This is a genomic window from Pseudomonas sp. Tav-5-1A (assembly GCF_055755055.1).
This window is the reverse complement of record NZ_CM146901.1, coordinates 4507523-4532312: the sequence shown is the minus strand read 5'-3', so window position 1 is coordinate 4532312 and position 24790 is coordinate 4507523. Positions and strand designations below refer to the sequence as shown.

The following is a 24790-nucleotide window of genomic DNA, read 5'->3' as shown; positions in this document are numbered from 1 at the left end:
AGATCGTGTGGTCAGACTACGCCTTGCAGCAGGCTCTCGTAAGGGATGCGCAGGCCATCGTGTAGCCTTTTGATCATTCGCAGGCTCAGCGGCCGTTTGCCGTTCAACACTTCTGAAACCCGGCCACTGGGACCGATGTACGCTTCCAGGTCCCGTGGCGTGAGCCCCTGCTGTTCCATGCGGAACTTGATGGCTTCGATTGGATTGGAAGGCGGCATGGGGAAGCGCACCCCTTCATATTTCTCGATGAGCAGGGTCAGGATTTCCAGCTCGTCGCCTTCAGGCGAGCCCACCGGTGCATTCCACAGATGTTCAACACGGGCGAGGGCTTGGGCAAGGTCGTCGTCGGAGTGAATGGGCTTGATGTTCATTAGACAGTCTCCGCGTTGATTGCATCGTACTGGACGTGGGTGCCGACGAACCGGATGAAACCGATCTGGCGTTCGAAGTCGATGGCCAGGATAACTCGATATTTATTGCCGCCAATGTTGAAAACTACCCTGCCGCCTTTGAGGACACTCGCAGTGCGTAACTGCGCCTTCAGCTCCTGGGGAGTGCGGTAAGCAGCTTTCTCCATGTGCCTGAACCATTCCGTAAGCGGAACCATGGCATCCGTGTAAGCAGGATTCATTTCCCAGAACTGGCGCAAGGTTCCTTTTGCGATAATTCGCACTGTGGCGGTTCTCCCGTTTTGGGAGATGATATTCCTAACCTTCCAAAAGTTCAATCTTTCGCCCCCCACCTACCTGATCAGGTAGTTGTTCCATTGCGCCATCACGCCGAGAATCACTTCCATTGGCAGCCAGTGTTTGCGCTGCCCGCCTGCTTTGCAAAGCCCTCGCCGTCTCACAACAACAAGGACGAACCTTTGCCCGCTGCGCCTGTAACCGGGGGCGCGTCGGGCTTCTATGCACGCAAATGGATGATTCACGTGAGAGGTAATGACATGCGACACGACAATTTCGTGGTCGAGGGGCTGTACAAGGATTACAAGGTCTACGTCGAACGCCTGGGCAACGACCCGCGGCGCAAGAACGTGCTGTGCGTCAACGGCGCCATGGCCACCACCACCTCCTTCACCCGCGCGGCGAAGGTGATGGCCGAGCACTTCAACGTGTTCCTGTTCGACCTGCCGTTCGCCGGCCGCTCCCGCGAGCACAACTGCCAGCAGCACCTGGTGACCAAGGACGACGAGGTGCAGCTGCTGCTGGCGCTGATCGAGCGCTTCGAGATCCACCACCTGGCCTCGGCCTCGTGGGGCGGCATCTCGACGCTGCTGGCGCTCAGCCACAACCCCGAGTCCATCGACAGCTCGGTGGTGATGGCCTTCGCGCCGACCCTGAACAAGGCCATGCTCGACTACGTCAACAAGGCCCGCCTGCTGATTGAAAGCGACAGCAAGTCCGACATCGGCCACCTGCTCAACGACACCGTGGGCCGCTACTTGCCGCCGCGCCTCAAGGCCAGCAACCACCAGCACATGGCGTCGCTGGCCACCGGCGAATACCACCAGGCCAAGTTCCACATCGAGCAGGTGCTGCAGCTGGGTGGCGGTGGCTATCTGGAGCGCCTGGGCAGCATCAACAGCCACGTGCATTTCATCAACGGCCTGTGGGACGAGTACACCAGCCCGGCCGATGCGCTGAATTTCGCCAAGCACGTGCCCAGCTGCAGCTTCGCTGTGCTCGAAGGCACCGGCCATTTCCTCGACCTGGAGTCGCGCCTGGCGGCTGCCCGCGTGCACCGCGCGCTGATGGGCCATCTGCTGTCGGTGCCGTGGAAGCCCATGGTGGCCCAGGCGCGGTACGCCTGAGTGAACGTTTTTTCGAGTGAGGTATGCCCATGCAGGTAATCATGGTGGCCATCGGTTCGGCCGGTGACGTTTATCCCTTCATTGGCCTGGGCAAGGCCCTGGTCGAACAGGGCCACGGGGTGACCTTGTGCAGCATGCCGGCGTTCCAGGCGGCCATCGAGCAGCAGGGGCTGGAGTTCGTCCCGGTGTGCGACGAGCAGACCTACCGCCAGGCCATGGACGACCCGCGCCTGTGGGAGCCCAAGACCTCGTTCGGCACCCTGTGGCAGGCCATCGCCGGCATGCTGGAGCCGGTGTACCGCTACGTGGCCTCGCGGCGTTTCGAGGACATCGTGGTGGTGGGCTCGCTGTGGGCGCTGGGCGCGCGCATTGCCCACGAACGCTACGGCATTCCCTACCTGTCGGTGCAAGTGTCGCCGTCGACGCTGCTGTCGGCCCACGTGCCGCCGGTGCACCCCAAGTTCAACGTCTCGCCGCGCATGCCGCTGTCGCTGCGCAAATGGCTGTGGCGGGGCATCGAATACCTGAGCCTGGACCGCACCTGCGCGCCGGCCATTGACGCGCTGCGCCACAAGGTCGGCCTGACCGGCACCGTGCAGCGGGTGTTCAGCCAGTGGCTGCACGCGCCCCAAGGCGTGCTGTGCCTGTTTCCCGACTGGTTCGCCGCACCGCAGCCGGATTGGCCACGCCCGCTGAACATGGTCGGCTTCCCGCTGTACGACGGCAGCCAGGGGGGCGAGCTGGACCCGCAGGTGCAGGCGTTCCTGGCGGCCGGGCCGGCGCCGGTGGTGTTCACCCAGGGCTCGACCACGCATCTCGACCAGCGTTTCTACCGCCTGGCCATCAGCGCGCTGGCCAAGCTGGGTGCCCGCGGCATTTTCCTCACCGGTGACCGCGAGGCCATCAGCGACCTGCCCGCCAGCGTGCTGCAGTGCCGCTACGCGCCGATGTCCACCTTGCTGCCCCATTGCGCGGCGCTGGTGCACCCGGCGGGCGTCGGGGCCATGAGCCTGGCGTTGGCGGCGGGCATTCCCCAGGTGGTGCTGCCCGTGGCCCACGACCAGTTCGACAACGCCGAGCGCCTGGTGCGCCTGGGCGCCGGGGTAAGGCTGAAGCTGCCGCTGGGCGAGCATGACCTGCTCGAAGCGCTGCTGCACGTGCGCAGCGACCCGGCCATCCGCCGCGCCTGCGTGCTCGCCCACCAGCGCTCGGTGGCCAGCGATGCCTGCGCGCAAGCCGTGGAACTGATTGAAGAATGCCACGGCCGCTACAGCGCCCGTGCATTGTCACAAGCGGGCTGAGGTGGCGGATTATTGACGTATTGTAATCAGACATTTCATTGACACAGAGCGACGGTGCGTTAGATTCCCTGCAAGGATGGGAAATCGAGAGCAGAGTCATGGGCAAGGACAGCGATCTGGTGCGATGGGCGAACGAGCTCCGCGCCGAGATGCTCGCACAACAGCACATCTGGCAGGTGCTGACGGTGCTGGACCGTGAGGTGCATCGATTGGGCTTCGACTATTACGCCTGCGGCATCCGTCACCTGGTGCCGTTCACGCGACCGACCACCGAGGTCATCGGTTCCTACCCCGATGACTGGCTGGAGCATTACCAGGCGCAGGACTATGCGCGGGTCGACCCCTCGATCCTGCATGGCCTGCGTTCCAGCGACATGGTGGTGTGGGGCGACGCGCTGTTTCGCGAGTGCCGCCAGCTGTGGGGCGAGGCTCGTGACAACGGCTTGCGGGTCGGCGCCACCTTGCCGCTGCGCACCACCAACCAGACCTTGAGCGTGCTGTCGGTAGCCCGTCACGACGAGAAGATCGGCGAGGTGGAAAGCGAAGTGGTGCGCCTGCACCTGCGCTACCTGATCGAGCAGACCATGCAGCGCCTCGCCGAGCTGGGCCACCCCATGCTCTCGCAGCCGTCCATCAGCCTCAGCCAGCGCGAGCGCGAGGTGCTGCAATGGACCGCCGACGGCAAGAGCTCCGGCGAAATCGCGCTGATCCTCGACATCTCGATCAATACCGTCAACTTTCACCTCAAGGCCATCCTGAAAAAATTCAAGGCGACCAGCAAGACCCTGGCCGCGGCGCATGCCGCCATGCTGGGGCTGCTTTAAGACAAGGAAATCACACTTGATGGTGCAGATAATCAGCAAACGCTACAGCGAACTGTCGGCGCCGCTGCGCGACGCCCTGGGGCGTTACCGCCACCGGGTGTTCATCGAGCAGATGGGCTGGGACGTGCGCAGCACCTCGCCGCTGGCGGGGCGCGAGTTCGACCAGTTCGACCATCCCGGCACGCGCTACATCATTGCTCTCGACGAACATGGCCAGGTGCGTGGCTGCGCACGCCTGCTGCCCACCCTGGAGCCCTACCTGCTGGGCGAGGTGTTCGACTACCTGTGCGACGAAACCCCGCCGGCCAACCGCGGCACCTGGGAGATCTCGCGGTTCGCCGCCCAGGCCGACCAGGACCCGCGCCTGGCCATGCGCGTGTTCTGGACCACCCTGCATGCTGCCTGGGAGCTGGGTGCCAAGGCCGTGGTGGCGGTGACCACGGCGTCGCTGGAGCGCTATTTCCAGCGCAATGGCGTGGTCCAGGCGCGCCTGGGCGAGGCGCGCAAGGTCAAGGGCGAGCGCCTGGTGGCGTTGCATTTCGACGCCTGGCAGCCCAATGGCGTGCGGGAGCTGGGGCTGGGCGAAGTGGCCTAGTGGAACACCAGGCCCTGGGCATTCATGCCGCCCAGGCGGAACGCCAGGTAGTCGGCCAGGTAGTTCTGCCGCAGCCGCCAGGGCGCCCGCGCGCCTTGTTTGGGCAGGCCGTCGAGGGCGCGCAGCACGTAGCCTGAATTGATGTTCAGCAGCGGCCGGCGCTCGCCGCCGGCATCGGCCAGCTGCGCGCGGCACTCACGGTAGCCATGGCGCTGCATGTGGTTGAGCAGCCGGCACACCTGGCGTGACGACAGGTCGGCGCGCAGGGTCCAGGACGCGTTGGTGTAGCCCACGCAGAACGCCAGGTTCGGCACCCCGTCCAGCAGCAGCCCCTGCCACGCCAGGCGCTGGCCCAGGTCCACCGGCTGGCCGTCGACGTTCAGCTGCATGCCGCCGCAGGCCTGCAACTTAAGGCCAGTGGCGGTAATGATGATGTCGGCGGGCAGGCGCTTGCCGGAGGCCAACAGCAGGCCGTCGGCCTCGACGCTGGCGATGGTGTCGGTGACCACCTGCGCCTTGCCGCTGGCGATGGCGCGGAACAGGTCGCCGTCGGGCACGATGCACAGGCGCTGGTCCCAGGGCGCGTAGCGGGGCTTGAAGTGGGTGTCCACGGCATAGCCGCGGGGCAGGGCGCGCTTGACTCCCAGGCGCAACAGCCGGCTCGACAGGTTGGGCAAGCGCCGGCACAGCTGGAACAGCGCCTGCCCGGCCAGGGCATTTTTCCAGCGCGCCAGGCTGCCGGCCAGCCGTGCGGGCAGGGCGCGGCGCAGCCAGTTGGCCAGCAGGTCGCGGGCGGGCAGGGCCAGCACATAGCTGGGCGAGCGTTGCAGCAGCGTCACCTGCCGCGCGCTGGCCGCCAGCGCTGGCACCAGGGTCACGGCGGTGGCGCCGCTGCCGATCACCACCACGTCGCGGTGGCTGCAGTCCAGGTCGGCCGGCCACTGCTGCGGGTGCACCCAACGGCCGCGGAATTGCGCCTCGCCGGGGAAGGCGGGGCGATGGCCCTGGGCGTAGTCGTAGTAGCCACAGCACAGGTACAGGAAGTTGCAGTGATACTGCCGCGTGACGCCGGCCACCTCGACCTCCAGGGTCCAGCGCGCCGCCTGTGAATCCCAGGCGGCGCCCAGCACCCGCTGGCCGAAGCGGATATGCCGGTCGATGTCACCCTCGCGGGCGGTGTCACGCAGGTAGGCATGGATGGCCGCGCCGTCGGCGATCGACGCCGGCCCCTGCCAGGGCCGGAAGGGGTAGCTGAGGGTGAACATGTCCGAGTCCGAACGGATGCCGGGGTAGCGGAACAGGTCCCAGGTGCCGCCCAACGTATCGCGGGCTTCCAGCATCGCGTAGCGGCGGCCGGGGCACTGGGCCTGCAGGCGCCAGGCGGCGCCGATGCCCGACAGCCCGGCACCGACGATGAGCACGTCGAAGGCTTCGATTGTCATGATCTTCCTTGTCGTAACCTGTAATGATTGCAGCCCGCGTCATTGACTGCGCGATGACACAAATTTCATAACTTCTCACTGATACTGTGCGCGCTCCCAACAATAAACGGAATTGCTTCGATGGGTACCCGATTGGTCCAGCTGCTGTCGTTCATTACCATCACCGGCCTTGTGTTCCTGACGCTTACAGGAATAGCCAATGCTTGAGTTGCCTGCCAACGCTTCACGTGGAATCGCCCGCCAGGCCTGGTGGGCCGGGTTGGTCGCCCTGGTGCTGTTCATGGCCGGCGCGTGGGGCATGGCCCCCATCGGTTTCGATTCGCGCTTCGTCATGTTCGCCGAGGAAATGCTGCGCCATGGCCTGACGTTCTTCCCCACCACCTATGGCGAGCCGTACGCCGACTACTCGGCCACCTCGACGTTCTTCATCTACCTGTTCTCGCGGCCGTTCGGCGAGGTCACCAGCTTCAGCGCCTGGCTGCCCAGCGGCATTGCCGCCGCGGTCACCGTGGCCCTGCTGTACCGGCTGGTGGCCCCGTATTCGCGACGCTGGGCGCTGATCAGCATCGCCCTGATGGCACTGAGCGGCACCTTCGTCATGGAAACCCGGGCGGTGTCCCAGGACCTGATGTTGGCGGCGGTGAGCCTGGCGGTGTTCTACCTGGGCTACGCCCATGACCATTTCCACACCCCCCGGCGCCTGTGGGCGCTGCTGGCGCTGGTGGTGCTGGGCTTCGCCATTCGCGGGCCGATCGGCCTGGTGGTGCCCACCGGCATGCTGTGCAGTTATTACCTGCTCCACGGCCAGTGGAAGCGTCTGTTCGCCTTCGGTTTCAGCGCCCTGGCGCTTTTGGGCCTGTGCGTGGGCCTGCTGCTGTGGCTGGCACGCCTGAGTGGGGGCGACGCCTTTGTCGCCGACGTGATCCACATGCAGGTGGGCGGGCGTATCGACGGCAGCGAAGGCGCCAGCGGCCCGCTGTACTACTTCATCAGTTCCCTGGGCAACTACGCCCTGGCGTACCCGCTGGCGCTGCTGGTGCTGGCCGGTGCCTGGTTCGCCGGGCCGGCGCGCCAGGGACCGGGGCTGCAGCTGCTCAAGTGCTGCGCGGTGGCGGGGCTGATCGTGTTGCTGGGGCTGTCGGTGCCCCAGGCGAAGAAGGCCCGCTATGTGCTGCCGATGCTGCCCATGGCGGCGGTGATCGCCGGTTATCCCTTCCACCGCCTGGGCGGGCGCGTGTTCGCCTGGCTGCGCGGGCTGATGCAGGGGCTGTGGCTGGTCATGCCCGGCCTGCTGCTGGCCGGGGTGCTGGTGGCGCATCATCGCTTCCCGCAATGGTTGCCCCACGTCACCGCGCCGGCTGTGGTGCTGGGCCTGTTGCAGGCGGTGGCCGTGGCTTGGCTGCTGCGCGCCAACGGCCGTGCGGTGGGCCTGGCGTTTTGCGCGGTGCTGGCGCTGTGGTCCAGCTACATCCTGGTGTTCGAGCCGGTGGAGCAGGTGATGTATGACACCCGCACCTTCAGCCAGGCCGTGGACCAGGCCGTGCAGCACGACCCGGCGCCGCTGGTGCTGCATGGCATGGGCAAGGACGCCAAGGCGATCAAGTTCATGGTCAACATCGATCGCGACCTGCTGCCGCAGTTCACCGACAGCCCGGCGCAACTGGCTGCCCTGCCGAGCGGTACCTGGGTGATGATGGAAGCCAAGGACCGCGAGCTGCTCAAGGGCACGCCCCTGGGCATCCAGGCCCCGGTGCTGGCCGGCAGTTTCGACAAGGATGACTACGTGCTGCTGCGCACGCCATGACGCGACCCCACCCCACGTAGCAGCTGCCGCAGGCGGCGTCTGGTTCGCTGCGGTGTGCCGGGAGAAACGCGGGGTCTGGGACGCGGCCTTTGGCCGCTGCTACGGGGGGAATCCGGGTTCGCGGTGGTTAGCGCTTGAGCGCCACGTCCCAGCCATCGGCGTTCATCACGCCCAGGGAGCTTGCCTGGTTGTGGGCGTCGATGGCGACGAAGAACGCGGTGCCGTAGTCGCTGGCCTCGGCGTGTTCGAAGTCCAGCTGCGCTTCCAGCTTGCTGATGCAGTCACTGTGGGTGACCAACACCAGGTTGCGGTGCGCCTGCTTGTGCGCCAGGGCGTCCTGCAGCAGGGTCTTGCGGTTGCACACCCGTAGCCATTCCTGGCTCTGGTTGGCCGCGCCGAACATGCCCTGGCCGGTCTGCGCGGTGCGCGTGGTGGGGCTGCTGATGACGTCGGTGTTGGCCATGCCCAGGGTGCGAAAACCGTCGCCGATGCGCGTGGCCATGGCCTGGCCGTCATGGGTAATGCCGTCGGCGGCGTTCATGCAGGCCGCGTCCGAGCGGTCGCAACGCTCCGCATGGCGCACCAGCACGATCACGTCCCCGGCCGCCCAATGCTGCTGCACCCCGGCAGCCGCGAGGTTGCCAGGCTCGCCCAGGTCCAGCGGCGAGCGTGGCCACAGGACGAAACCGGCGATCAGGGCCGGTACCACCGCGATGGCAGTACCGATCAGAAGCTTGCGCATCAGCTTGCGCTGCGGGGGTACCGTCATGGCCGAATTCCGAAGAAGCGTGCAAAGAGTATTGGACACTATTGGCCAGAAAGTGCCCTGGCCGTGAAAACGTTGTGAAAATATCGAAAATTCGTGAACAGCCTCTCACTGCCGACCTATACCGGAGCTGTCAGCCCGCGCAAATGCCGACAGATGGAGCGGTTTGCCAGCCAGTTCGATGATGCACCCCGGCGCCCCGTCCCGCACCTGCAGGTGCAAGTCGTGCAGGCGGGCCACCGCGGCCACCATGCTCAGGCCCAGGCCGTTGCCCACGGTGTGGCGGCTGCTTTCGGAGCGGTACAGGCGGCGGAACACCGCTTCGCGCTCGGCTTCGGGAATGCCCGGGCCGGTGTCGCTGACCTGCAACGCCACGCTGTCGCTGCTCTGGGACAGCGCCACCACCACACGGGCGCCGTCGGGGGAGAACTTGATGGCGTTGTCCAGCAGGTTGCAGGTGGCGTCGAACAGCAGCTGCGCATCGCCGGCAAGCATGGCCGGGCCGTCGCTTTCCAATAGCGTAAGCTCGATGCCGCGCTCCTCGGCCAGGGGCTCGAAGAACTCCACGGCGTCGGCGCCGATGCGGTTCAGGTCCACCGGCGCGAAGTGGCTGCGGCGGGCGCTGTCCTCGATCTCGGAAATGCGCAGCAGGGCGCGGAAGGTCATCAGCAGGCCCTTGGCCTCGCCCAGGGCCGAGTCGATGGTCTGCGCGTATTCTTCTTCGCGCAGGCCGCGCCGCTGGGCGCGTTCCAGCCCGGCGATCAGGCGGGTGAGCGGGGTGCGCAGGTCATGGGCGATGTCGTCGCACACGCCTTTCACCTCGCTCATCAACCGTTCCAGCTCGTCGAGCATGCCGTTGACCACTCGCGCGATACGGTCGATGTCGTCGTGGCTGCCGCGCACCGGCAGGCGCTGGCTGAGGTCGCCCTCGACAATGCCGCGGATGGCGTTGCCCAGGGCGTTCAGGCGCAGGCGCGTGGAGTTGCCCAGCCAGATCGCGCCTAGCAGGCCCACCACCAGCAGTAGTACGCCGCCGGAGATCAGGGCGTTGACCAGCAGTTCGTCGAATTCATGGATGTCGTGCACGTCCTGGGCCACCAGCAGCTGCGTGCCGTCTTCCAGGCGGTGGACGATGAAACGGATCGGCCGGTGGTGACCGTTGGCTTTCAGCCAGCGAAACTCCTGGGGTTTGTCGTAGCCGTTGATGGCCGGCAGGCGATGAATGGCGCCGGCCAGGTAATGGCCGTTGGCGTCGAACAGCGCGTGGGGCAGGCGGCCGTCGGCGTCCTGTTGGGCGTGCTTGCGGATTTCCGCCAGGCGCAGGTCCGGCGCCTGCTGGCTGCGGTTGTCCACCTGGCGGTAGAGGTTGGCGTCGGCCTCGGCCTTCAGGTACACCGCCGTCTGCCAGTACAGGTAGCCGAACAGCGCCAGGAACGAACAGCCAAACAGCGCCAGGAACAGCACGCCGATGCGGAAGCCGCTGGTGCGGGGGATCTCACTCAGGCGCACGGAGGACATAGCCGGCTCCCCGAATGGTCTGCAGCATGGGCGCTTCGCCGTCGGCGTCGATCTTGCGGCGCAGGCGGCCGATGTGCACTTCGATGACGTTGGTGCGCTCGTCGTAACTGTAGTTCCACACCGCCTCGAACAGCATGGTGCGGGTCACCACCTCGCCGGCATGGCGGGCCAGGTGCTCCAGCAGGGCGTATTCGCGCGGCAGCAGGTCCACTTCGCGCTGGCCGCGGTGCACGCTGCGGCGCAGCAGGTCGATAGTCAGTTCGCCCACTTGCAGGCGGTTGGTCTGCTCGTTGGCCACCGGCGCGCCGCCGCGGCGCAGCAGGGCGTCCAGGCGTGCGGTCAGCTCGATGAATTCGAACGGCTTGGTCAGGTAGTCATCGCCACCGGCGCGCAGGCCGCGCACGCGCTCATCCAGCGCGCTCAAGGCGCTGAGGATCAGCACCGGGGTGGCCACGCCGGCGCTGCGCAGGGCGGTCAGCACGCCCAGGCCGTCGGTGCTGCCGGGCAGCATGCGGTCCAGCACGATCAGGTCGAACGGGTTGCTCAGGGCCTGGACGATGCCCTGGCGGCCATCGCCGGCCAGGGTCACGGTGTAGCCATGGTCATGCAGCGCCGCTTCTATTTCGCGTGCGGTGGTGGGATCGTCTTCGACGACCAGTACGTGGGTCATGGGCAGTGTCGCTCCGGCAGGCAATGGGCGAGGGCAGGGACAACACAGGGCCCCGGCTGGCATAGTGTGCGCATGCTTGGGCAAACGGCAGGTCGCCGCCAGCTAAATTTTAGTTTAGGTAACGATTGAGGAGGTCCGGCAGTGCGCATACTGGTGATCGAGGACGATGCCACCGCCGCCGGCTACCTGGTGCGCGGCCTGGCCGAAAGCGGCCACGTGGCCGACAGCGCCGACAACGGCCGCGATGGCCTGGAAATGGCACTGGAAGGTATCTACGACGCGTTGATCGTCGACCGCAAGTTGCCGCTGCTCGATGGTCTTGAAGTGGTGCGCCAGCTGCGCGCCGAAGGCCTGCAACTGCCGGTGCTGATGCTCAGCGCCCTGGCCTCCACCGAGCAGCGCGTGGAAGGCCTGCGCGCCGGCTGCGACGACTACCTGGTCAAGCCCTACGCCTTCGTCGAGGTGGTGGCGCGCCTGCACGCGCTGCTGCGCACTGCCGGGCAGGCGCCGGGCAGCGGCGAGCACCTGAAGGTCGGCGAGCTGGAACTCGACTGCGCGGCCCGCACCGCGCGCCGCCAGGGCCGGGAAATCCGCCTGCAGTACCGTGAGTCGCTGCTGCTGGCCAAGCTGATGCGCCACAGCGGCGAGATCGTCACCCGCGACATGCTGCTGGAAAGCGCCTGGGATTATGCCTTCGACCCCAATGACAACGTGATCGACAAGCATATCTATCGGTTGCGCCGGAAATTGGACGAGGGCTTTGATACCTCGTTGATCCGTACCGTGATGGGTGCGGGGTATGTGCTCGAATAACCCGCATACCGCGTGAAGCAGACGCCGCCTGCGGCAGCTGCTACGGGGGCATGTAGCAGCGGCCGCAGGCCGCGTCCCAGGCACGCGTTCTTAAACAAAAGTTTATTTCCAGGCGAACGCCCTGCCAGCCCCCTCCCTATACCGTCGCAACCATTCGTGGACCCCCCGTCCACCCAAGGCTCGACGGAGTACCCATGCCCGCTGCTGCACCTTCTTTCTTCCGCTTGTGGCCCCTGTGCCTGGCCGTGCTGCTGGGCGGCTGTTCGCTGGTGCCGGCGTACCACACGCCCAGCGCGCCGGTCGACGGCCCCTGGACTGCCGCGCAACCGCTGTCTGCCGCGCCGGCAGCCGGGGGCGCGTGGTGGCAGGAGTTCCATAGCCCCGAGCTGGACGCCCTGGTGGCTCGTGGCCTGACGGGCAATTACACCCTGGAGGCGGCCCGGCAGCGCATCGAGCAGGCCCGTGCCAGCGCCCAGGTCGCCGGCGCGCTGCAATACCCGCAGCTGTCCCTGGACGGCAATTTCCAGCGCGAGAACAACTACGGCACCACCGCCAAGCGCAGCGTGGGCCTGGGCGCCAGTTATGAAGTGGACTTCTGGGGCAAGCAGCGCGCCACCGCCGACTCGGCCAGCGCCCTGGCCGACGCCAGCGCCTTCGACGCCCAGACCCTGCGCATGACCTTGGGCGCCAACATCGCCAACAGCTACTTCCAGGTGCTGTCCCTGGACGAGCGCCTGAAGCTGGCCCAGTCGATTGCCGACGACGCCCAGCAGGTGCTCGACCTGGTGCAGGTGCAGGCCAGCCAGGGCGCGGTCTCGAACCTGGAAGTGGCCCAGCAGCGCAACGCCCTGCAGACCTTCCAGGCCGCCATGCCGCCGCTGCGCCAGCAGCGCGACCAGGCGCTGTACCAATTGGCCGTGCTGGTAGGCGCTGCGCCCCAGGGCTTCACCCTTGAGGCCAGCGGGCTGCAGGGCATCGCCCTGCCCACGGCCAGCGCCGGCATGCCGGTGAGCCTGCTGCGCCAGCGCCCCGACATCCAGGCCGCCGAGGCGCGCCTGCGCTCGGCCAATTTCGACGTGGGCGTGGCCCGCGCGGCGTTTTTCCCCAACCTGTCGCTGAACCTGCTGGGTGGTATCGACACCCTGGCCGGCGGGCAGATCTGGAGCGCCATCGGCACCCTCAGCCAGCCACTGTTCCAGGGCGGCCAGCTCAAGGGCCAGCTCACCCTGGACAAGGCCCACGTCAAGGAGCTGGTGGCCACCTACCGCGAGACGGTGATCGAAGGCCTGCAGGACGTGCAGACCCAGCTCAGCGCCAGCCGCGAGCTGGACAAGAGCGCCGCCCTCAACCAGGCCGCCGTGGACTCAGCCCGCGAAGCCGCGCGCCTGGCCCAGGTGCGCTACCGCCTGGGCTCCACCGATTTCCAGACGCTGCTGATCGTCGAACGCACCCAATACCAGGCCGAAGACACCCTGCTGCAAGTGCGCCTGCAACACCTGCAGGCCGCCGTCGGGTTGTTCCGCGCCCTGGGCGGTGACTTCGGCGCGGCCCCCACTCTTGCCTCCAACCCCGTTACCAAGGACGCCCAGCCATGAGCCTCTCGTCTTCCCCCCGTCGCCTGCGCCTGGCAGCCCTGGCCGTCGCCGTGATGGCCGTTGCCGGCGTTGGCCGCTACAGCTGGCTCGACCACGCCCAGGCCGCCGCCGCGCCCAAGGCTGCCGCCGCCGTGCCGGTGCACGTGTCCCAGGCCAGCCAGATGGACGTGCCGGTGTGGCTGTCGGCCATCGGCAACGTGCAGCCGCTCAACAGCGTCAACGTGCGGGTGCGCGCCGATGGCGAGCTGACCCAGGTGCTGTTCAACGAAGGCCAGATGGTGCAGGCCGGCAGCCTGCTGGCGCAGATCGACCCGCGCACCTACCAGGCCCAGGTCGCCCAGGCCCAGGCCCAGGTGGCCAAGGACCAGGCGCAGTTGGCCAACCTGCGGGTCAACCTGCAGCGCGCCAGCAACCTGGCCGCCGCCAAGGCCGGCCCGACCCAGGACGTCGACACCTACAAGGCGCAACTGGCCGCGCAACAGGCCACCGTGCAGGCCGACCAGGCCGCCCTCGACAACGCGCGCCTGCAACTGGGCTTCACCGAGGTGCGCGCGCCGTTCACCGGGCGCACCGGCCAGCGCCTGCTGGATGTCGGCTCCATCGTGCACGGTGCCGAGGCCACGGGCCTGGTCACCCTGACGCAGATGGACCCGATCTCGGTGGCCTTCGCCGTGTCCCAGGACGAGCTGGCGCAAATCCTCGAGCAGAACGCCAGGCAGCCACTGCAAGTGGTGGCCATGAGTCGCGACGGCAGCCATGAGATCGCCCGCGGCCAGCTGACCTTCATCGACAGCCAGGTGGCCACCGCCAGCGGCCAGGTGCAGCTCAAGGCGCAATTCGACAACGGCAAGCGCCAGCTGTGGCCGGGCGAGCTGGTCAGCGCGCGCCTGCTGATCAACACCCAGCGCGCCGCCACCGTGGTGCCGGCCAGCGCCGTGCAACTGGGCCGCGACGGCGACTACGTGTACGTGGTCAACGCCCAGCAGCAGGTGGAACCACGCCAGGTCAAGGCGTCGAGCATTGTGGTGGATGGCAAGCAGTGGATTCGCGAAGGGCTTGCGCCTGGCGAAAGCGTGGTCACCGTCGGTCAATCCCGGGTTGCGCCGGGCGTCAAGGTTGCGGCGATCAATGAGCAGGCCGTGGCCGCCAACGCCAGCCAGGTGCAACCATGAACGCCCTGGCCAGCCTGATTCCACGCCGCGTGGGCCTGAGCATGCTCGCCATCGGCGTGATGCTGCTGGGCGTGTTCGCCTACTTCAAACTGCCGGTGGCGGCGTTGCCGACCGTGGACTTCCCCACCATCCAGGTCACCGCGCTGCTGTCGGGTGCCAACGCCGAGACCATGGCCAGCTCCGTGGCAACGCCCCTGGAACGGGCCTTTGCCGCCGTGCCCCAGGTCACCTCCATGACCTCGGCCAGCGCCGCCGGCAAGACCCAGATCGTCCTGCAGTTCGACCTGTCGCGCAACATCGACGGCGCCGCCCAGGACGTGCAGACCGCCATCAACGCCGCGGCCTCCAACCTGCCCAAGACCATGACCAGCCAGCCGACCTTCAACAAGGTCAACCCGGCCGAGGCCACGGTGCTGTCCATCGCCCTGACCTCGCCGGTGCGCACGCTGCCGGAGCTCAACCAGTACGTCGACAACTACATGGCCCAGCAGCTGTCGCAGATGCCGGGCGTGGGCATGATCGACTTCCACGGCCAGCAGAAGCCGGCCATGCGCATCCGCATCGACCCGGACCGCCTGGCGGCCCGTGGCCTGACCCTGGAAGACGTGCGCAGCATCATCGGCATCAGCACCCTCGACCAGCCCAAGGGCAACCTCGACGGCACCAGCCGCACCATCACCCTGGGCGCCACCGACCAGCTGCTGGACGCGGCCCACTACCGCGACCAGGTGGTGGCTTACAAGAGCGGCGTGCCGATCAAGGTCAGCGACATTGGCGACGTGGTCGCCGGCGCCGAGGACACCGAGCAGTCGGCGGCCCTGAACGGCCAGCCGACGGTGATCGCCGATATTCACAAGCAGCCCGGCTACAACGTGCTGGCCACCATCGACAACATCAAGGCGCGCCTGCCGTCGTTGATGGCGCAGCTGCCGGCCGACGTGCAGGTGCACATCGTCGGCGACCGCACCCAGACCATCAGCGCCTCCATCGACGACGTGCAGTTCACCCTGCTGCTGTCCATCGCCCTGGTCGTGGTGGTGATCTTCCTGTTCCTGCGCAAGGCCACGGCCACGCTGATCCCGGCCATGACCATCCCGCTGTCGCTGGTGGCCACCTTCGCGGTGATGTACGTGCTGGGCTACAGCCTCGACAACCTGTCGATCATGGGCCTGGCCATCGCCGTGGGCTTCGTGGTGGACGACGCCATCGTGGTGATGGAAAACATCGTGCGCCACCTGGAGATGGGCAAGTCGCGGCTGCAGGCGGCGGTGGAGGGCCTGCGCGAGGTGGGCTTCACCATCGTCTCCATGACCGTGTCGCTGATCGCGGTGTTCCTGCCCATCCTGCTGATGAGCGGCATCGTCGGCCGGCTGATGCGCGAGTTTGCCGTGACCGTCAGCGTCGCCATCATCATGTCGTGCATCGTCTCGCTGACCATCACCCCGATGCTCTGCGCCTGGCTGCTCAAGCCCCACGCCGAGGACGAGCCCGAGGGCCGCTTCGCCAGCGCCTGCGAGCGCGCGTTCATGGCGGTGCAGAACGGCTACCAGCGCAGCCTCGACTGGGTGCTGGGCCACCAGCGCCTGACCCTGGCGGTGGCCATCGCCACGGTGGCGGTCACCGGCGTGCTCTACGCCAACATTCCCAAGGGCTTCTTCCCGCAGCAGGACACCGGCCTGATCACTGCGGTGGCCGAGGCGGCGCCGGACATCTCGCCGCTGGCCATGCGCGCCCAGGTGGGCAAGCTGGCCGATATCGTCGGCCAGGACCCGGCCGTGGACAAGGTGTACTTCTGGGTCGGCCCCAACCCCACCATCAGCCAGGCGAAAATGATGGTGGCGTTGAAGCCGTTCGCCCAGCGCAGCGCCAGCGCCAGCCAGGTCATTGCCCGCCTGCAGGCGCCGCTGGCCCAGGTGCCGGGCATCAAGCTGTTCATGCAGCCCAACCAGGACATCGTCATCGGTGGCCGTGCGGCCAAGACCCAGTACCAGTACACCCTGCAAGACCCCAACACGGCAGAGCTCAACCATTGGGCCGACCTGCTGCTCAAGCGCATGCAGGCGTTGCCGCAGCTGCAGCACGTGACCTCGGACCAGCAGAGCGGCATACCCCAGGCCACCCTCGACATCGACCGCGACTCGGCCTCGCGCCTGGGCGTGTCGGTGCAGGCCATCGACGACGTGCTGTACGACGCCTTTGGCCAGCGCCAGGTGGCGACCATGTTCACCCAGCTGGACCAGAACCATGTGATCCTGGAACTGGACCCGGCCTGGCAGGTGTCGCTCACTACCCTGGAGCACCTGTACGTGCGCTCCACCAGTGGCGCCATGGTGCCGCTGAACATGCTCACCCACCTCAAGCGTGAACTGGTGCCGATCGCCATCAACCACCAGGGCATCTTCCCGGCCATCACCCTGTCGTTCGACCTGGCTTCGGGCATGGCGCTGAGCGATGCGGTCAACGCCATCAACCAGACCACCCAGGCGGCGGGCCTGCCCGACAGCGTGCAGGGCAGCTTCCAGGGCACCGCCCAGGCGTTCCAGGACTCGCTGAAGTCGCAGCCGTGGCTGATCCTGGCGGCGATCATCACGGTGTACATCGTGCTGGGCGTGCTGTACGAGAACGCCATTCACCCGCTGACCATCATCTCGACCCTGCCGTCGGCCGGTTTCGGCGCGCTGGTGGCGCTGATGCTGGGCGGGCTGGACCTGTCGGTGCTGGGCATGATCGGCATCATCCTGCTGATCGGCATCGTCAAGAAGAACGCGATCATGATCGTCGACTTCACCCTGCAGGCCCAGGCCGAGGGGCGCACGCCCCAGGAGGCGGTGCGTGAGGCCTGCCTGCTGCGCCTGCGCCCCATCCTGATGACCTCGCTGGCGGCGCTGCTGGGCGCCATCCCCCTGGCGTTCGGCCACGGCCCTGGTTCCGAGCTGCGCCAGCCCCTGGGCGTGGCGATTGTCGGCGGCCTGCTGGTGTCCCAGGTGCTGACCCTGTATACCACCCCCGTGGTCTATCTTTGGTTCGAACGCCTGCGTACGCGCAAGGCGGCGCGCCGGGAAGCAGTGGCCGCGTGACGGAGGACACAGGGCAGAAGAACATGGAATTTCGACACAGCCTCACCCAACGGATTGTCATCGTTTTCGCCATCATGACCACGGTGGTGGCCGGCGCGTTCGCCATCGGCATCGTCGCCACCGTGCACGTGGTCGAGAAGCGCCTGGTCACCACCAGCCTGGGCGGCACCCTGCAGCGCATCCTGCTGATGGACGACATGGCCGCCTGGCGGCCCAAGCCCGAGCGCGACGAGCGCTTCTACGCCCAGGAGGGCCATGGCGAGCTGGCCCTGCCGGCCGACCTGCAAGGCCTGCGGCCAGGGTTCAGCGAGCTGGTGCGCGAGGGCAGGGCCTGGTACGTGATGGTGCAGGAGGTGAACGGCCGCAAGTACGTGCTGCTGCGTGACCAGCAGGGCTTCGACCAGCGCGAGCAGGTGCTGTTCGCGGTGGTCATCATCGGCTTCGTGCTCAGCCTGGCCGCGGCGCTGTTGCTGGGCCGCGCGCTGGCGCGCCGGGTGATGGTGCCGGTGACGCGCCTGGCCCGCCAGGTGCGCCACCGTGACCAGCTGCTGGACCTGGCACCGCCGCTGGCGCCGGGCTATGCCCTGGACGAGGTGGGCGAGCTGGCGCGTTCCTTCGACCTGACCCTGGGCCGCCTGCGCGTGGCGCTGATGCGCGAAAAACTGTTCACCGGCGACGTCAGCCACGAGCTGCGCACGCCGCTGATGGTGCTGGCCACCTCCAGCGAGCTGCTGCTGGAAAACCCGCGCCTGAGCGCCGAGCAGCGCGAGCAGGTCGCCAGCATCGCCCGTTCCAGCCGCGAGATGCGCGAGCTGGTGGAAAGCCTGCTGGCGCGGGCACGCGCCGAAGGCACCGGGATGAAATCGCTTTGAGCCTTGGCGCGGTCGTGATATTCCGTGGACGACAATGTAACGCGATTTTGACGGTCGTGATGCTATACGCCTTCCTGGATTCTGCGCCGCGCCTGTTTTTGCACACATTGGCAGCCGCGGCGCGCATGGAAAGTACAAAAAGAAGCTGGGGGATGTATGCAAATTCTGGTGGTTGAGGACAATCGCGATATCCTCGATAACGTGACCGAGTACCTGCAGCTGCGCGGCTGCGAGGTAACCCGCGCCGAGGACGGCCTGAGCGGCCTGCACCTGGCGGCCACCCGTTCGTTCGACATGGTGATCCTCGACGTGATGCTGCCGGGCATGACCGGCACCCAGGTGTGCCAGCGGCTGCGCGAAAGCTCGCGGGCCGACACCCCGGTGATCATGCTGACCGCGCGCGACGCCCTGTCCGACCGCCTGGACGGCTTCAAGGCTGGCGCCGACGATTACCTGATCAAGCCGTTCGCGCTGTCGGAGCTGATGGCGCGCATCGAGGCCCTGGTGTGGCGGTTCAAGCGCAAGAGCTCGCGCACCCTCAAGGTCCACGACCTGTCCTACGACCTCGACACCCTGGACATCAGCCGGGGCGGGGTGGCGCTGCGCCTCAACCCGACTAACCTGAAGATGCTCGAACTGCTGATGCGCCGCAGCCCGGCGGTGGTCACCCGACGGGAGCTGGAAGAAACCGTGTGGGGCGAATACACCCCCAACAGCGACAGCCTGCGCAGCAACCTGCACCTGTTGCGGCGCATGGTCGACAAGCCGTTCGGCGTGCCGCTGGTGCACACCATTCATGGCATCGGCTACCAGATGGTTTATAAAGGGGTGGAACCGATTGCCGAGGATGACGCCGACGCTTGAGCGCGACAGATTGCCCCGGCGCGCACGTTTCACCGAAATTTTCACGTTGTAAGTTGTCGGCTGAGCTATAACTGGAAATATTTTGTAAATATTCCACCAATGCTCGCTTACCGCAGGAAGCGGGCACACACGCATGTGCTGTACATGGATCTACGTAGGCGAACCATATGACTGAAGTTGTCAGCTTGCCCCTTACTGCCTGGAACACCGATATTGACGCAGAGGTTCAAGCCCGCGGTATCGCAGCCCTGGAGGCCGGCAACGTCCTGGCTTTCCCGGGCCTGCGCTTTGAAGTCGGTGAACATGAACGCGACCTGCTGACCCCACGGGTGGACGGCAAGAGCAAGAACATCAGCCTGTCGCCCAAGGGCGACGCGCTCAAGGGCGTGGAAGGCGACGAAGCCCGGGCCCGGCAGATGCAGGCCATGGTCGGGCGCTACGCCGATTACGCCGAAAACCTCGCCCGTACCCTGCTCAAGCCCTACGCCGGCGCCCTGCAGCGTGCCCGCACCAGCTTCCGTCCCGAAGAGATCGCCGGGCGCCAGAGCTCCTGGCGCAAGGACGACACGCGCCTGCACGTGGACAATTTTCCGTCCTCGCCCACCCGTGGCAACCGTATCCTGCGGGTGTTCGCCAACATCAACCCGGCGGGCGAGCCGCGCTGCTGGCGCCTGGGCGAGCCGTTCGAGCAACTGGCCGACCGCTACGCCAAGGCGCTGCCCAAGCCGGTGTGGGGTTCGGCCGCGGTGCTCAACGCCCTGGGCATCACCAAGGCGCCGCGCAGCGCCTACGACCACTACATGCTGCACCTGCACGACCGCATGAAGGCGGACCTTTCCTACCAGCAGAGCGCCCCGCAAAGCGTCTGGGACTTCCCGGCGGGCACCACCTGGATGGTCTTCACCGACCAGGTCTCCCACGCCGCCACCCGTGGCGCCTGCGCCCTGGAGCAGACCTTCCTGTTGCCGGTGGACGCCATGCAATCGGTCGAGCGCGCGCCGCTGCGCGTGCTCGAACGGCTGATGGCGCGCAAACTGGCGTAAGCCCACTGAGGTCTGTGGGAGCTGGCTTGCCAGCGAGCTGTTGAGGCCCTAAAAGCTCGCTGGGTGCGAGCGGGACATCCTTTACAAAATAAACCGGAGACATCGTTTACATCTTTACAGGCTTGAGAAGCGCTTTGCACCGCGCTCAAGCCTGCCTAAACGATGATTGCACAGATACAGATCCCACACCTCATCATCAACTTCCCGCATCCCAACCGCTTCCCCGATCAAGGCCTCGCTCAGGAATAGCGATTTCCCCTTCCATTTTATGTGCCCGTTCAATCGCACCCGTCTGACGACATCCTCCGACGAGTAGTCGAACGCAGGAACCTTGCCATGGTATTGCCTAACCGAGGGTGTGTAGATTCGGGCAGGAGTCATCATGTCCAGTGCTTCGTGCGGCCTGACGTAGTTGAACTCTTCCCGGAAACGCTCAAAGGCCAGTTGCTGCTGGATCAATGTGGTTTCAGGAGCGCACAAAAGGTCATCTTTCAGGGTACGGTGCATACGCTCATGGCGCCCATTTTGATCAGGCCTTCCAAGCTGTATGAGCTCTGGAAAAATACCAAGACGAATCCACCAGACTGACAGCGACGAAAGGCGAGAAAAGCCTGTCGAGGCAAACGGCGACCCATTGTCGGTGCGAATAACATCAGGCAAGCCGAATTCGTGAAACGCCCACTCAAAGCCTTCACGTGCATTGCTGACGTCAGGCTGGGCCTTGCATAACAGCAAAAAGCGGCTGGCATGGTCAGTGATCGTCAGGGGATGGCAGCGCTGCCCGCCTTTGAGCTTGAAGCTGCCCTTGAAGTCCGCTGCCCAGGTCTGATTCGGCTCGTCTGCTGGCCGCATGGTCTTGGGGCCTGTGGAAGGCCTGTTGAACTGCCGCCTGGCCTTCACCAAGCCAAATTTCCTCAGCCACTCCCCAGCTGTACTAGGCGCCGGCACCGTCATTTCAGGATGCTCACGCTGAAGCAGGGCAACCAGCTTTTTAGGGCCCCACGTTGGATGCTGGCGCTTCTGTTCAAGAAGAAGTTGAAGGAGGTGGTCGCTGGTCTGCGCGGGACAGGAAGAGGGGCGCCGAGAAGCCTCCTTGAGGCCGTCGACACCCTGCTCGGCGTAACGAGCAAGCCACTTGTCCAATGTCGGCCGTGACAAGCCATGGCGAGCGGCAAGCTGGGTTTTTGAGTAAAGGCCGGAATGCCATTCGGCAACCAGAGTGATTTTTTGATCCATCACGGATTCTCGATTCCAGGGCATGGTCAGGACCTCCTGACCATGGTTAATAACCTGTAAACGATGTCTCCGGTTTAAAACGTAAAGGATGTATCCGGTTCACACCCTGGCAAGCCAGCTCCCACAAAGGCCCCCCTCTCACGGTTTTGGAATGAACGCCACGCTCTGGTTGTCATGGGCATGGAACAGGCGGGCGCCGTTGTCCGGCTGGGTCAGCACCAGGTCGTGGTCCTCGGCCAGGTAGCGCAGCGGCAGGTCCTTGAGGGTCGGGTACTGGGCGAAGACAATGGTGCGTGCCGGGTTCCACGCGGTGCCGGTGCGGTGCGCCAGCCAGGCCATGAAGTCGGCGCTGGTGCCGTCGCGCGGGTAGTCCTCGTCCTCACCGATGTAGGTAAACGGCCCGGCGTGGTTCTGCACGTACAGCGGCAGCTTGTTGTCGACCTCCACCATCACCAGGTGCCACTGGTTCCACGGCGCCTGCTCGCTGGCACGGGCCTCCACGTCCTGGCCGAAGCGGATGATGCCGCCGTTGCCATTGGTCCAGGGGTAGGCCACGCCAATCACCAGGATCATCAGCGCCGCGGCGATGCCGATGCCACGCTGCCAACGGCGTGCGCTGGCCGGGCGGTTGGCCAGGTAGCCGCGCAGCCAGGCGGCGCCCAGCAGCTGGGCGAACGGCACCAGCGGCAGCACGTAATAGCTGCGCCGGCTGCCGCAGGCGGTGAAGAACGCGAACATCAGCCCCAGCCCCAGCACCAGCCAACGGGTGTTGGCGTCCGTGCTGCGCCAGTGCCGCACGGCCAGCCACAGGCCGATGAGCCAGCAGGGCGCCCAGGGCAGGGTGTACACCGGCAGGTAGAGCAGGTAGGTGTAGATCGGGCCGAAGTTGTCGAACGGCTTGAAGAAGCGCACCACGTTCTCGCGCACCACCAGGCCCAGGCCGCTCTCGCCGTAGGTTGGCTGGCCGTAGAAGTGCGACAGCACGAAGGGGATCATGTACACCGCGCCGGCCACCACCAGCGCTGCCAGCAGCCGCAGGTTCAGGTGGCGCTTCCAGCGCCCCTCGGCCAGCAGGTGTGGCAGCAGCATCAGGCCTGGCAGGATAAAGCCGATCAGGCCCTTGAGCAGCGAGGTCAGCGCCAGTATCAGGAAGAACGCCGCGTAGCGTGAAAAGCGCGTGTCCAGCGGGTCGCGCCAGTACCACCAGACCGCCGCGAGTACGCCGAACACGGTGAGCACGTCGGCGGTGGCCACCCGCGACCAGACCAGGAAGTAGAACGTGGTCGTCAGCAGCCAGCCGGCGATCAGCCCGGTGCCCTTGCGAAACAGCTGTTCGCCCAGCAGGTACACCAGCCAGACGCTCAGCCACGCGGCAAGCACCGACGGCAGGCGCAGCGACCAGTGATCCAGGCCGCCCATCAGGCCGGCGGTGGCGGTGATCAGCCAGTAGGAGGGCAGGGGCTTGTCGTAATAGGCGCCGCCCTTGAGGTAGGGGTCGAAGTAGTCGCCGCTCTGCAGCATCTGCAGGGCGATGTTAGCCCAGCGCGTCTCGGCCCCCCACAGCTCGCGCTGGCCCAGGCCCAGCAACAGGGCGATGGCAGCAACGCCGAGCAGCAGCACCAGGGCGCCGCGCTCGGAGCGGAAGTATCGGTACAGGGTGTCAGTCATGTTCAGCCACATAGGATCGAAGGCCCGGAGGTCCATCCACCGGGCGGGTCAAACCTAGTGCACCAACCGTTGCGTTTGCGTGACCACAATGAGAAAAAACCGTTGATGGCACTACGGTCATCATCGACATGAAATCCTGCGTCACAGGCCCTGCTTTCACCTGCTTTTGACCCGTGGCCCCGCACACTGCCCCGATACCCCCGCTCACCGCTGGATGACCCGTACATGACGTCGAAACGCCCCTTCCTGCTGTTGCTGTTGATCACCGGCCTGCTGTTTTTCGTTGCCCTGGGCAACCATCAGTTGCAAGGTTCCACCGAGCCGCGCGTGGGCGGCATCGCCATGGAGATGCACCTGCAGGGCGACTGGGTGACGCCGCGCCTCAACGGCGAGCCGTTCCTGGAAAAGCCGCCCCTGAGCCTGTGGCTCGACAGCGCCGCCATGAGCCTGTTCGGCCCCAGCGCCTGGTCGGTGCGCCTGGCGTCGGCGCTGGCCGGCTTATGCAGCGTGCTGCTGCTGTACGGGTTCCTGCGGCGTAATGGCCGGCCGGTGGCAGTTGCTGTCACCGCCGGGCTGATGCTCGCCACCACCGCCAGCTTCTGGGGCAACGTGCGCCAGGTGGGCGAAGACTCGCTGCTGACCCTGGGCGTGAGCCTGGCGCTGCTGGCGTTCTACCAGGCCAGCCAGCGGCGCAGCCTGGCCAGCGCGCTGCTGTTCAGCGCCGGCATTGCCATTGCCACCCTGAGCAAGGGCGTGCTGGGCCTGGCCTTGCCGGGCGTGGTGATCTTCGCCTGGCTGCTGGCCGAGACCGTGCAGCAACGGCGCCTGGCGCTGGGGCGCTGGCTATGGCCGGCGGCGCTGACCCTGGTGGGCCTGCTGCCGTTGCTGGTGTGGCTGGGCTTCCTCTACCAGCAGGGCGGCGGCCAGGCACTCAAGGAGCTGCTGTGGGCCAACAGCGTCGGGCGCTTCAGTGGCTCGTTCAGCGAGGCCGGGCACTTCGAACCCTTCTATTACTACCTGGGCAAGTTGCCTGAAGCCTTCCTGCCGTGGAACCTGCTGGTGTACCTGGGCCTGTGGCATTTGCGCAAACAATGGCGCGTGCAGCCGCACCTGATGTTCTGCAGCCTGTGGCTGCTGGCGCAGTTCGCGCTGCTGACCCTTGCCTCGAGCAAGCGCATGGTCTACCTGATGCCCCTGGCGCCGGCTGCCGCGGTGATCGCCGCGGAATATGCGCGGGTGCTGCTGGCCTGGCGCCCGGCCGCTCATTGGCAGCGTGCGGCCGCAGGCGTGATGGGGCTGGTGGTGGTGGCCTACCTGGGCGTGGCGATCTGGGTGTTGCCGCGCGCTGACCGTGCCGAGTCCTTCGTGCCCCTGGCCGAGCAGATCCGCGACTACCAGGCGCAAGGCCGCCACGTGGCGTTGGCCACGCCCAGCGAGCGGTTGGCAGGGGCAGGGGTGTTCTACAGCCGCAGCCTGTTGCCGGCGCTGGCCAGCGAGCAGGCGATGACCCAGTTCCTGGCGCAGGCGCCGGGCAACGTGGCGGTCATGGAGCGCGAGACAGCGCCGGAGGCGGGGGTGGAGGTGTTGCGCAAGGTGGTGGTGGGGGACCGGGCCTATTACTTCCTGGGCCAGCCCGCCTTGTAGCAAAGACGCGGCCTTTGGCCGCTGCTACGCAGATTGCACGTAGCAGCAACTGTCTTGTGGGAGCTGGCTTGCC

Annotated in this window: 20 protein-coding genes and 1 pseudogene; 13 read left to right on the top strand and 8 right to left on the bottom strand. The window is 66.4% G+C overall.

Annotated elements, in window-relative coordinates:
- Positions 1-11: 11 nt before the first annotated feature.
- Both AC0J42_RS20500 and AC0J42_RS20495 read right to left on the bottom strand, forming a co-directional pair.
- Complete coding sequence (locus tag AC0J42_RS20500) at positions 12-371, bottom strand: helix-turn-helix domain-containing protein (protein WP_416425496.1); 360 nt, start codon at positions 369-371, stop codon at positions 12-14.
- On the bottom strand, positions 371-673 hold the full coding sequence (locus AC0J42_RS20495; protein ID WP_473003437.1) for a type II toxin-antitoxin system HigB family toxin: 303 nt from the start codon (positions 671-673) through the stop codon (positions 371-373). Before AC0J42_RS20495 ends, AC0J42_RS20500 begins: the two co-directional genes overlap by 1 nt.
- A 273-nt stretch (positions 674-946) precedes the next feature.
- On the opposite strand from AC0J42_RS20495, the gene AC0J42_RS20490 reads away from it, so the two are divergent.
- The 4 genes from AC0J42_RS20490 to AC0J42_RS20475 all read left to right on the top strand — a co-directional run bounded on the left by AC0J42_RS20490 (position 947) and on the right by AC0J42_RS20475 (position 4533).
- Complete coding sequence (locus AC0J42_RS20490; RefSeq protein WP_416425494.1) at positions 947-1813, top strand: alpha/beta fold hydrolase; 867 nt, start codon at positions 947-949, stop codon at positions 1811-1813.
- Positions 1814-1842: 29 nt separating this feature from the next.
- Positions 1843-3114: a glycosyltransferase gene (locus AC0J42_RS20485; protein WP_473003434.1), complete on the top strand. Its 1272-nt coding sequence runs from the start codon at positions 1843-1845 to the stop codon at positions 3112-3114.
- Between the two features lie 98 nt (positions 3115-3212).
- A complete protein-coding gene (locus tag AC0J42_RS20480; protein ID WP_473003432.1) occupies positions 3213-3938 on the top strand; it encodes an autoinducer binding domain-containing protein in 726 nt (241 codons plus the stop codon).
- 19 nt (positions 3939-3957) lie between these two features.
- Positions 3958-4533, top strand: coding sequence for an acyl-homoserine-lactone synthase (locus AC0J42_RS20475; protein WP_416427429.1), 576 nt, complete (start codon positions 3958-3960; stop codon positions 4531-4533).
- Here AC0J42_RS20475 and AC0J42_RS20470 read toward each other — a convergent pair.
- Positions 4530-5975, bottom strand: coding sequence for a flavin-containing monooxygenase (locus tag AC0J42_RS20470; protein ID WP_473003431.1), 1446 nt, complete (start codon positions 5973-5975; stop codon positions 4530-4532). The two genes, AC0J42_RS20475 and AC0J42_RS20470, sit on opposite strands and share 4 nt — an antisense overlap.
- A 199-nt stretch (positions 5976-6174) precedes the next feature.
- Between AC0J42_RS20470 and AC0J42_RS20465 the strand changes: the two genes are divergently transcribed.
- A complete protein-coding gene (locus tag AC0J42_RS20465) occupies positions 6175-7779 on the top strand; it encodes an ArnT family glycosyltransferase (RefSeq protein WP_473003429.1) in 1605 nt (534 codons plus the stop codon).
- Between the two features lie 127 nt (positions 7780-7906).
- Here the strand turns inward: AC0J42_RS20465 and pmrG are convergent, their stop codons facing one another.
- From pmrG to AC0J42_RS20450, 3 genes are all read right to left on the bottom strand, one after another.
- Positions 7907-8548 carry a lipopolysaccharide core heptose(II)-phosphate phosphatase PmrG gene (gene pmrG / locus AC0J42_RS20460; protein WP_473003426.1) on the bottom strand — a complete coding sequence of 214 codons (642 nt, stop codon included), beginning with the start codon at positions 8546-8548 and terminating at the stop codon, positions 7907-7909.
- 105 nt (positions 8549-8653) lie between these two features.
- Positions 8654-10063 carry a sensor histidine kinase gene (locus AC0J42_RS20455; protein WP_473003425.1) on the bottom strand — a complete coding sequence of 470 codons (1410 nt, stop codon included), beginning with the start codon at positions 10061-10063 and terminating at the stop codon, positions 8654-8656.
- Complete coding sequence (locus tag AC0J42_RS20450; RefSeq protein ID WP_416425487.1) at positions 10041-10733, bottom strand: response regulator transcription factor; 693 nt, start codon at positions 10731-10733, stop codon at positions 10041-10043. The genes AC0J42_RS20455 and AC0J42_RS20450 overlap by 23 nt, the downstream gene beginning before the upstream one ends.
- Positions 10734-10874: 141 nt before the next feature.
- Between AC0J42_RS20450 and AC0J42_RS20445 the strand changes: the two genes are divergently transcribed.
- The 7 genes and pseudogenes from AC0J42_RS20445 to AC0J42_RS20415 all read left to right on the top strand — a co-directional run bounded on the left by AC0J42_RS20445 (position 10875) and on the right by AC0J42_RS20415 (position 20169).
- A complete protein-coding gene (locus AC0J42_RS20445; protein WP_416425486.1) occupies positions 10875-11546 on the top strand; it encodes a response regulator transcription factor in 672 nt (223 codons plus the stop codon).
- Positions 11547-11740: 194 nt separating this feature from the next.
- Positions 11741-13141 (top strand): efflux transporter outer membrane subunit, encoded by a 1401-nt coding sequence (locus AC0J42_RS20440; RefSeq protein WP_473003423.1) that lies wholly within the window; start codon positions 11741-11743, stop codon positions 13139-13141.
- Entirely contained in the window at positions 13138-14313 is a 1176-nt protein-coding gene (locus AC0J42_RS20435) for an efflux RND transporter periplasmic adaptor subunit (protein WP_416425484.1), read from the top strand. The genes AC0J42_RS20440 and AC0J42_RS20435 overlap by 4 nt, the downstream gene beginning before the upstream one ends.
- The gene (locus AC0J42_RS20430) at positions 14310-17390 is read left to right on the top strand and encodes an efflux RND transporter permease subunit (protein WP_473003421.1); all 3081 of its coding nucleotides are present in this window, start codon (positions 14310-14312) and stop codon (positions 17388-17390) included. Before AC0J42_RS20435 ends, AC0J42_RS20430 begins: the two co-directional genes overlap by 4 nt.
- Positions 17391-17413: 23 nt before the next feature.
- Positions 17414-18238, top strand: a pseudogene (locus AC0J42_RS20425) (sensor histidine kinase); the annotation flags it as partial.
- A gap of 180 nt (positions 18239-18418) precedes the next feature.
- On the top strand, positions 18419-19126 hold the full coding sequence (locus tag AC0J42_RS20420; protein WP_416425482.1) for a response regulator transcription factor: 708 nt from the start codon (positions 18419-18421) through the stop codon (positions 19124-19126).
- Between the two features lie 167 nt (positions 19127-19293).
- Entirely contained in the window at positions 19294-20169 is an 876-nt protein-coding gene (locus AC0J42_RS20415) for a Kdo hydroxylase family protein (protein ID WP_416425481.1), read from the top strand.
- Positions 20170-20283: 114 nt separating this feature from the next.
- Here AC0J42_RS20415 and AC0J42_RS20410 read toward each other — a convergent pair whose 3' ends face one another.
- On the bottom strand, positions 20284-21429 hold the full coding sequence (locus AC0J42_RS20410; RefSeq protein WP_473003419.1) for an integrase core domain-containing protein: 1146 nt from the start codon (positions 21427-21429) through the stop codon (positions 20284-20286).
- 114 nt (positions 21430-21543) lie between these two features.
- Complete coding sequence (locus AC0J42_RS20405) at positions 21544-23073, bottom strand: ArnT family glycosyltransferase (RefSeq protein ID WP_473003417.1); 1530 nt, start codon at positions 23071-23073, stop codon at positions 21544-21546.
- A 225-nt stretch (positions 23074-23298) separates the two neighbouring features.
- On the opposite strand from AC0J42_RS20405, the gene AC0J42_RS20400 reads away from it, so the two are divergent.
- The gene (locus tag AC0J42_RS20400; protein ID WP_473003414.1) at positions 23299-24717 is read left to right on the top strand and encodes an ArnT family glycosyltransferase; all 1419 of its coding nucleotides are present in this window, start codon (positions 23299-23301) and stop codon (positions 24715-24717) included.
- Positions 24718-24790 lie beyond the last annotated feature (73 nt).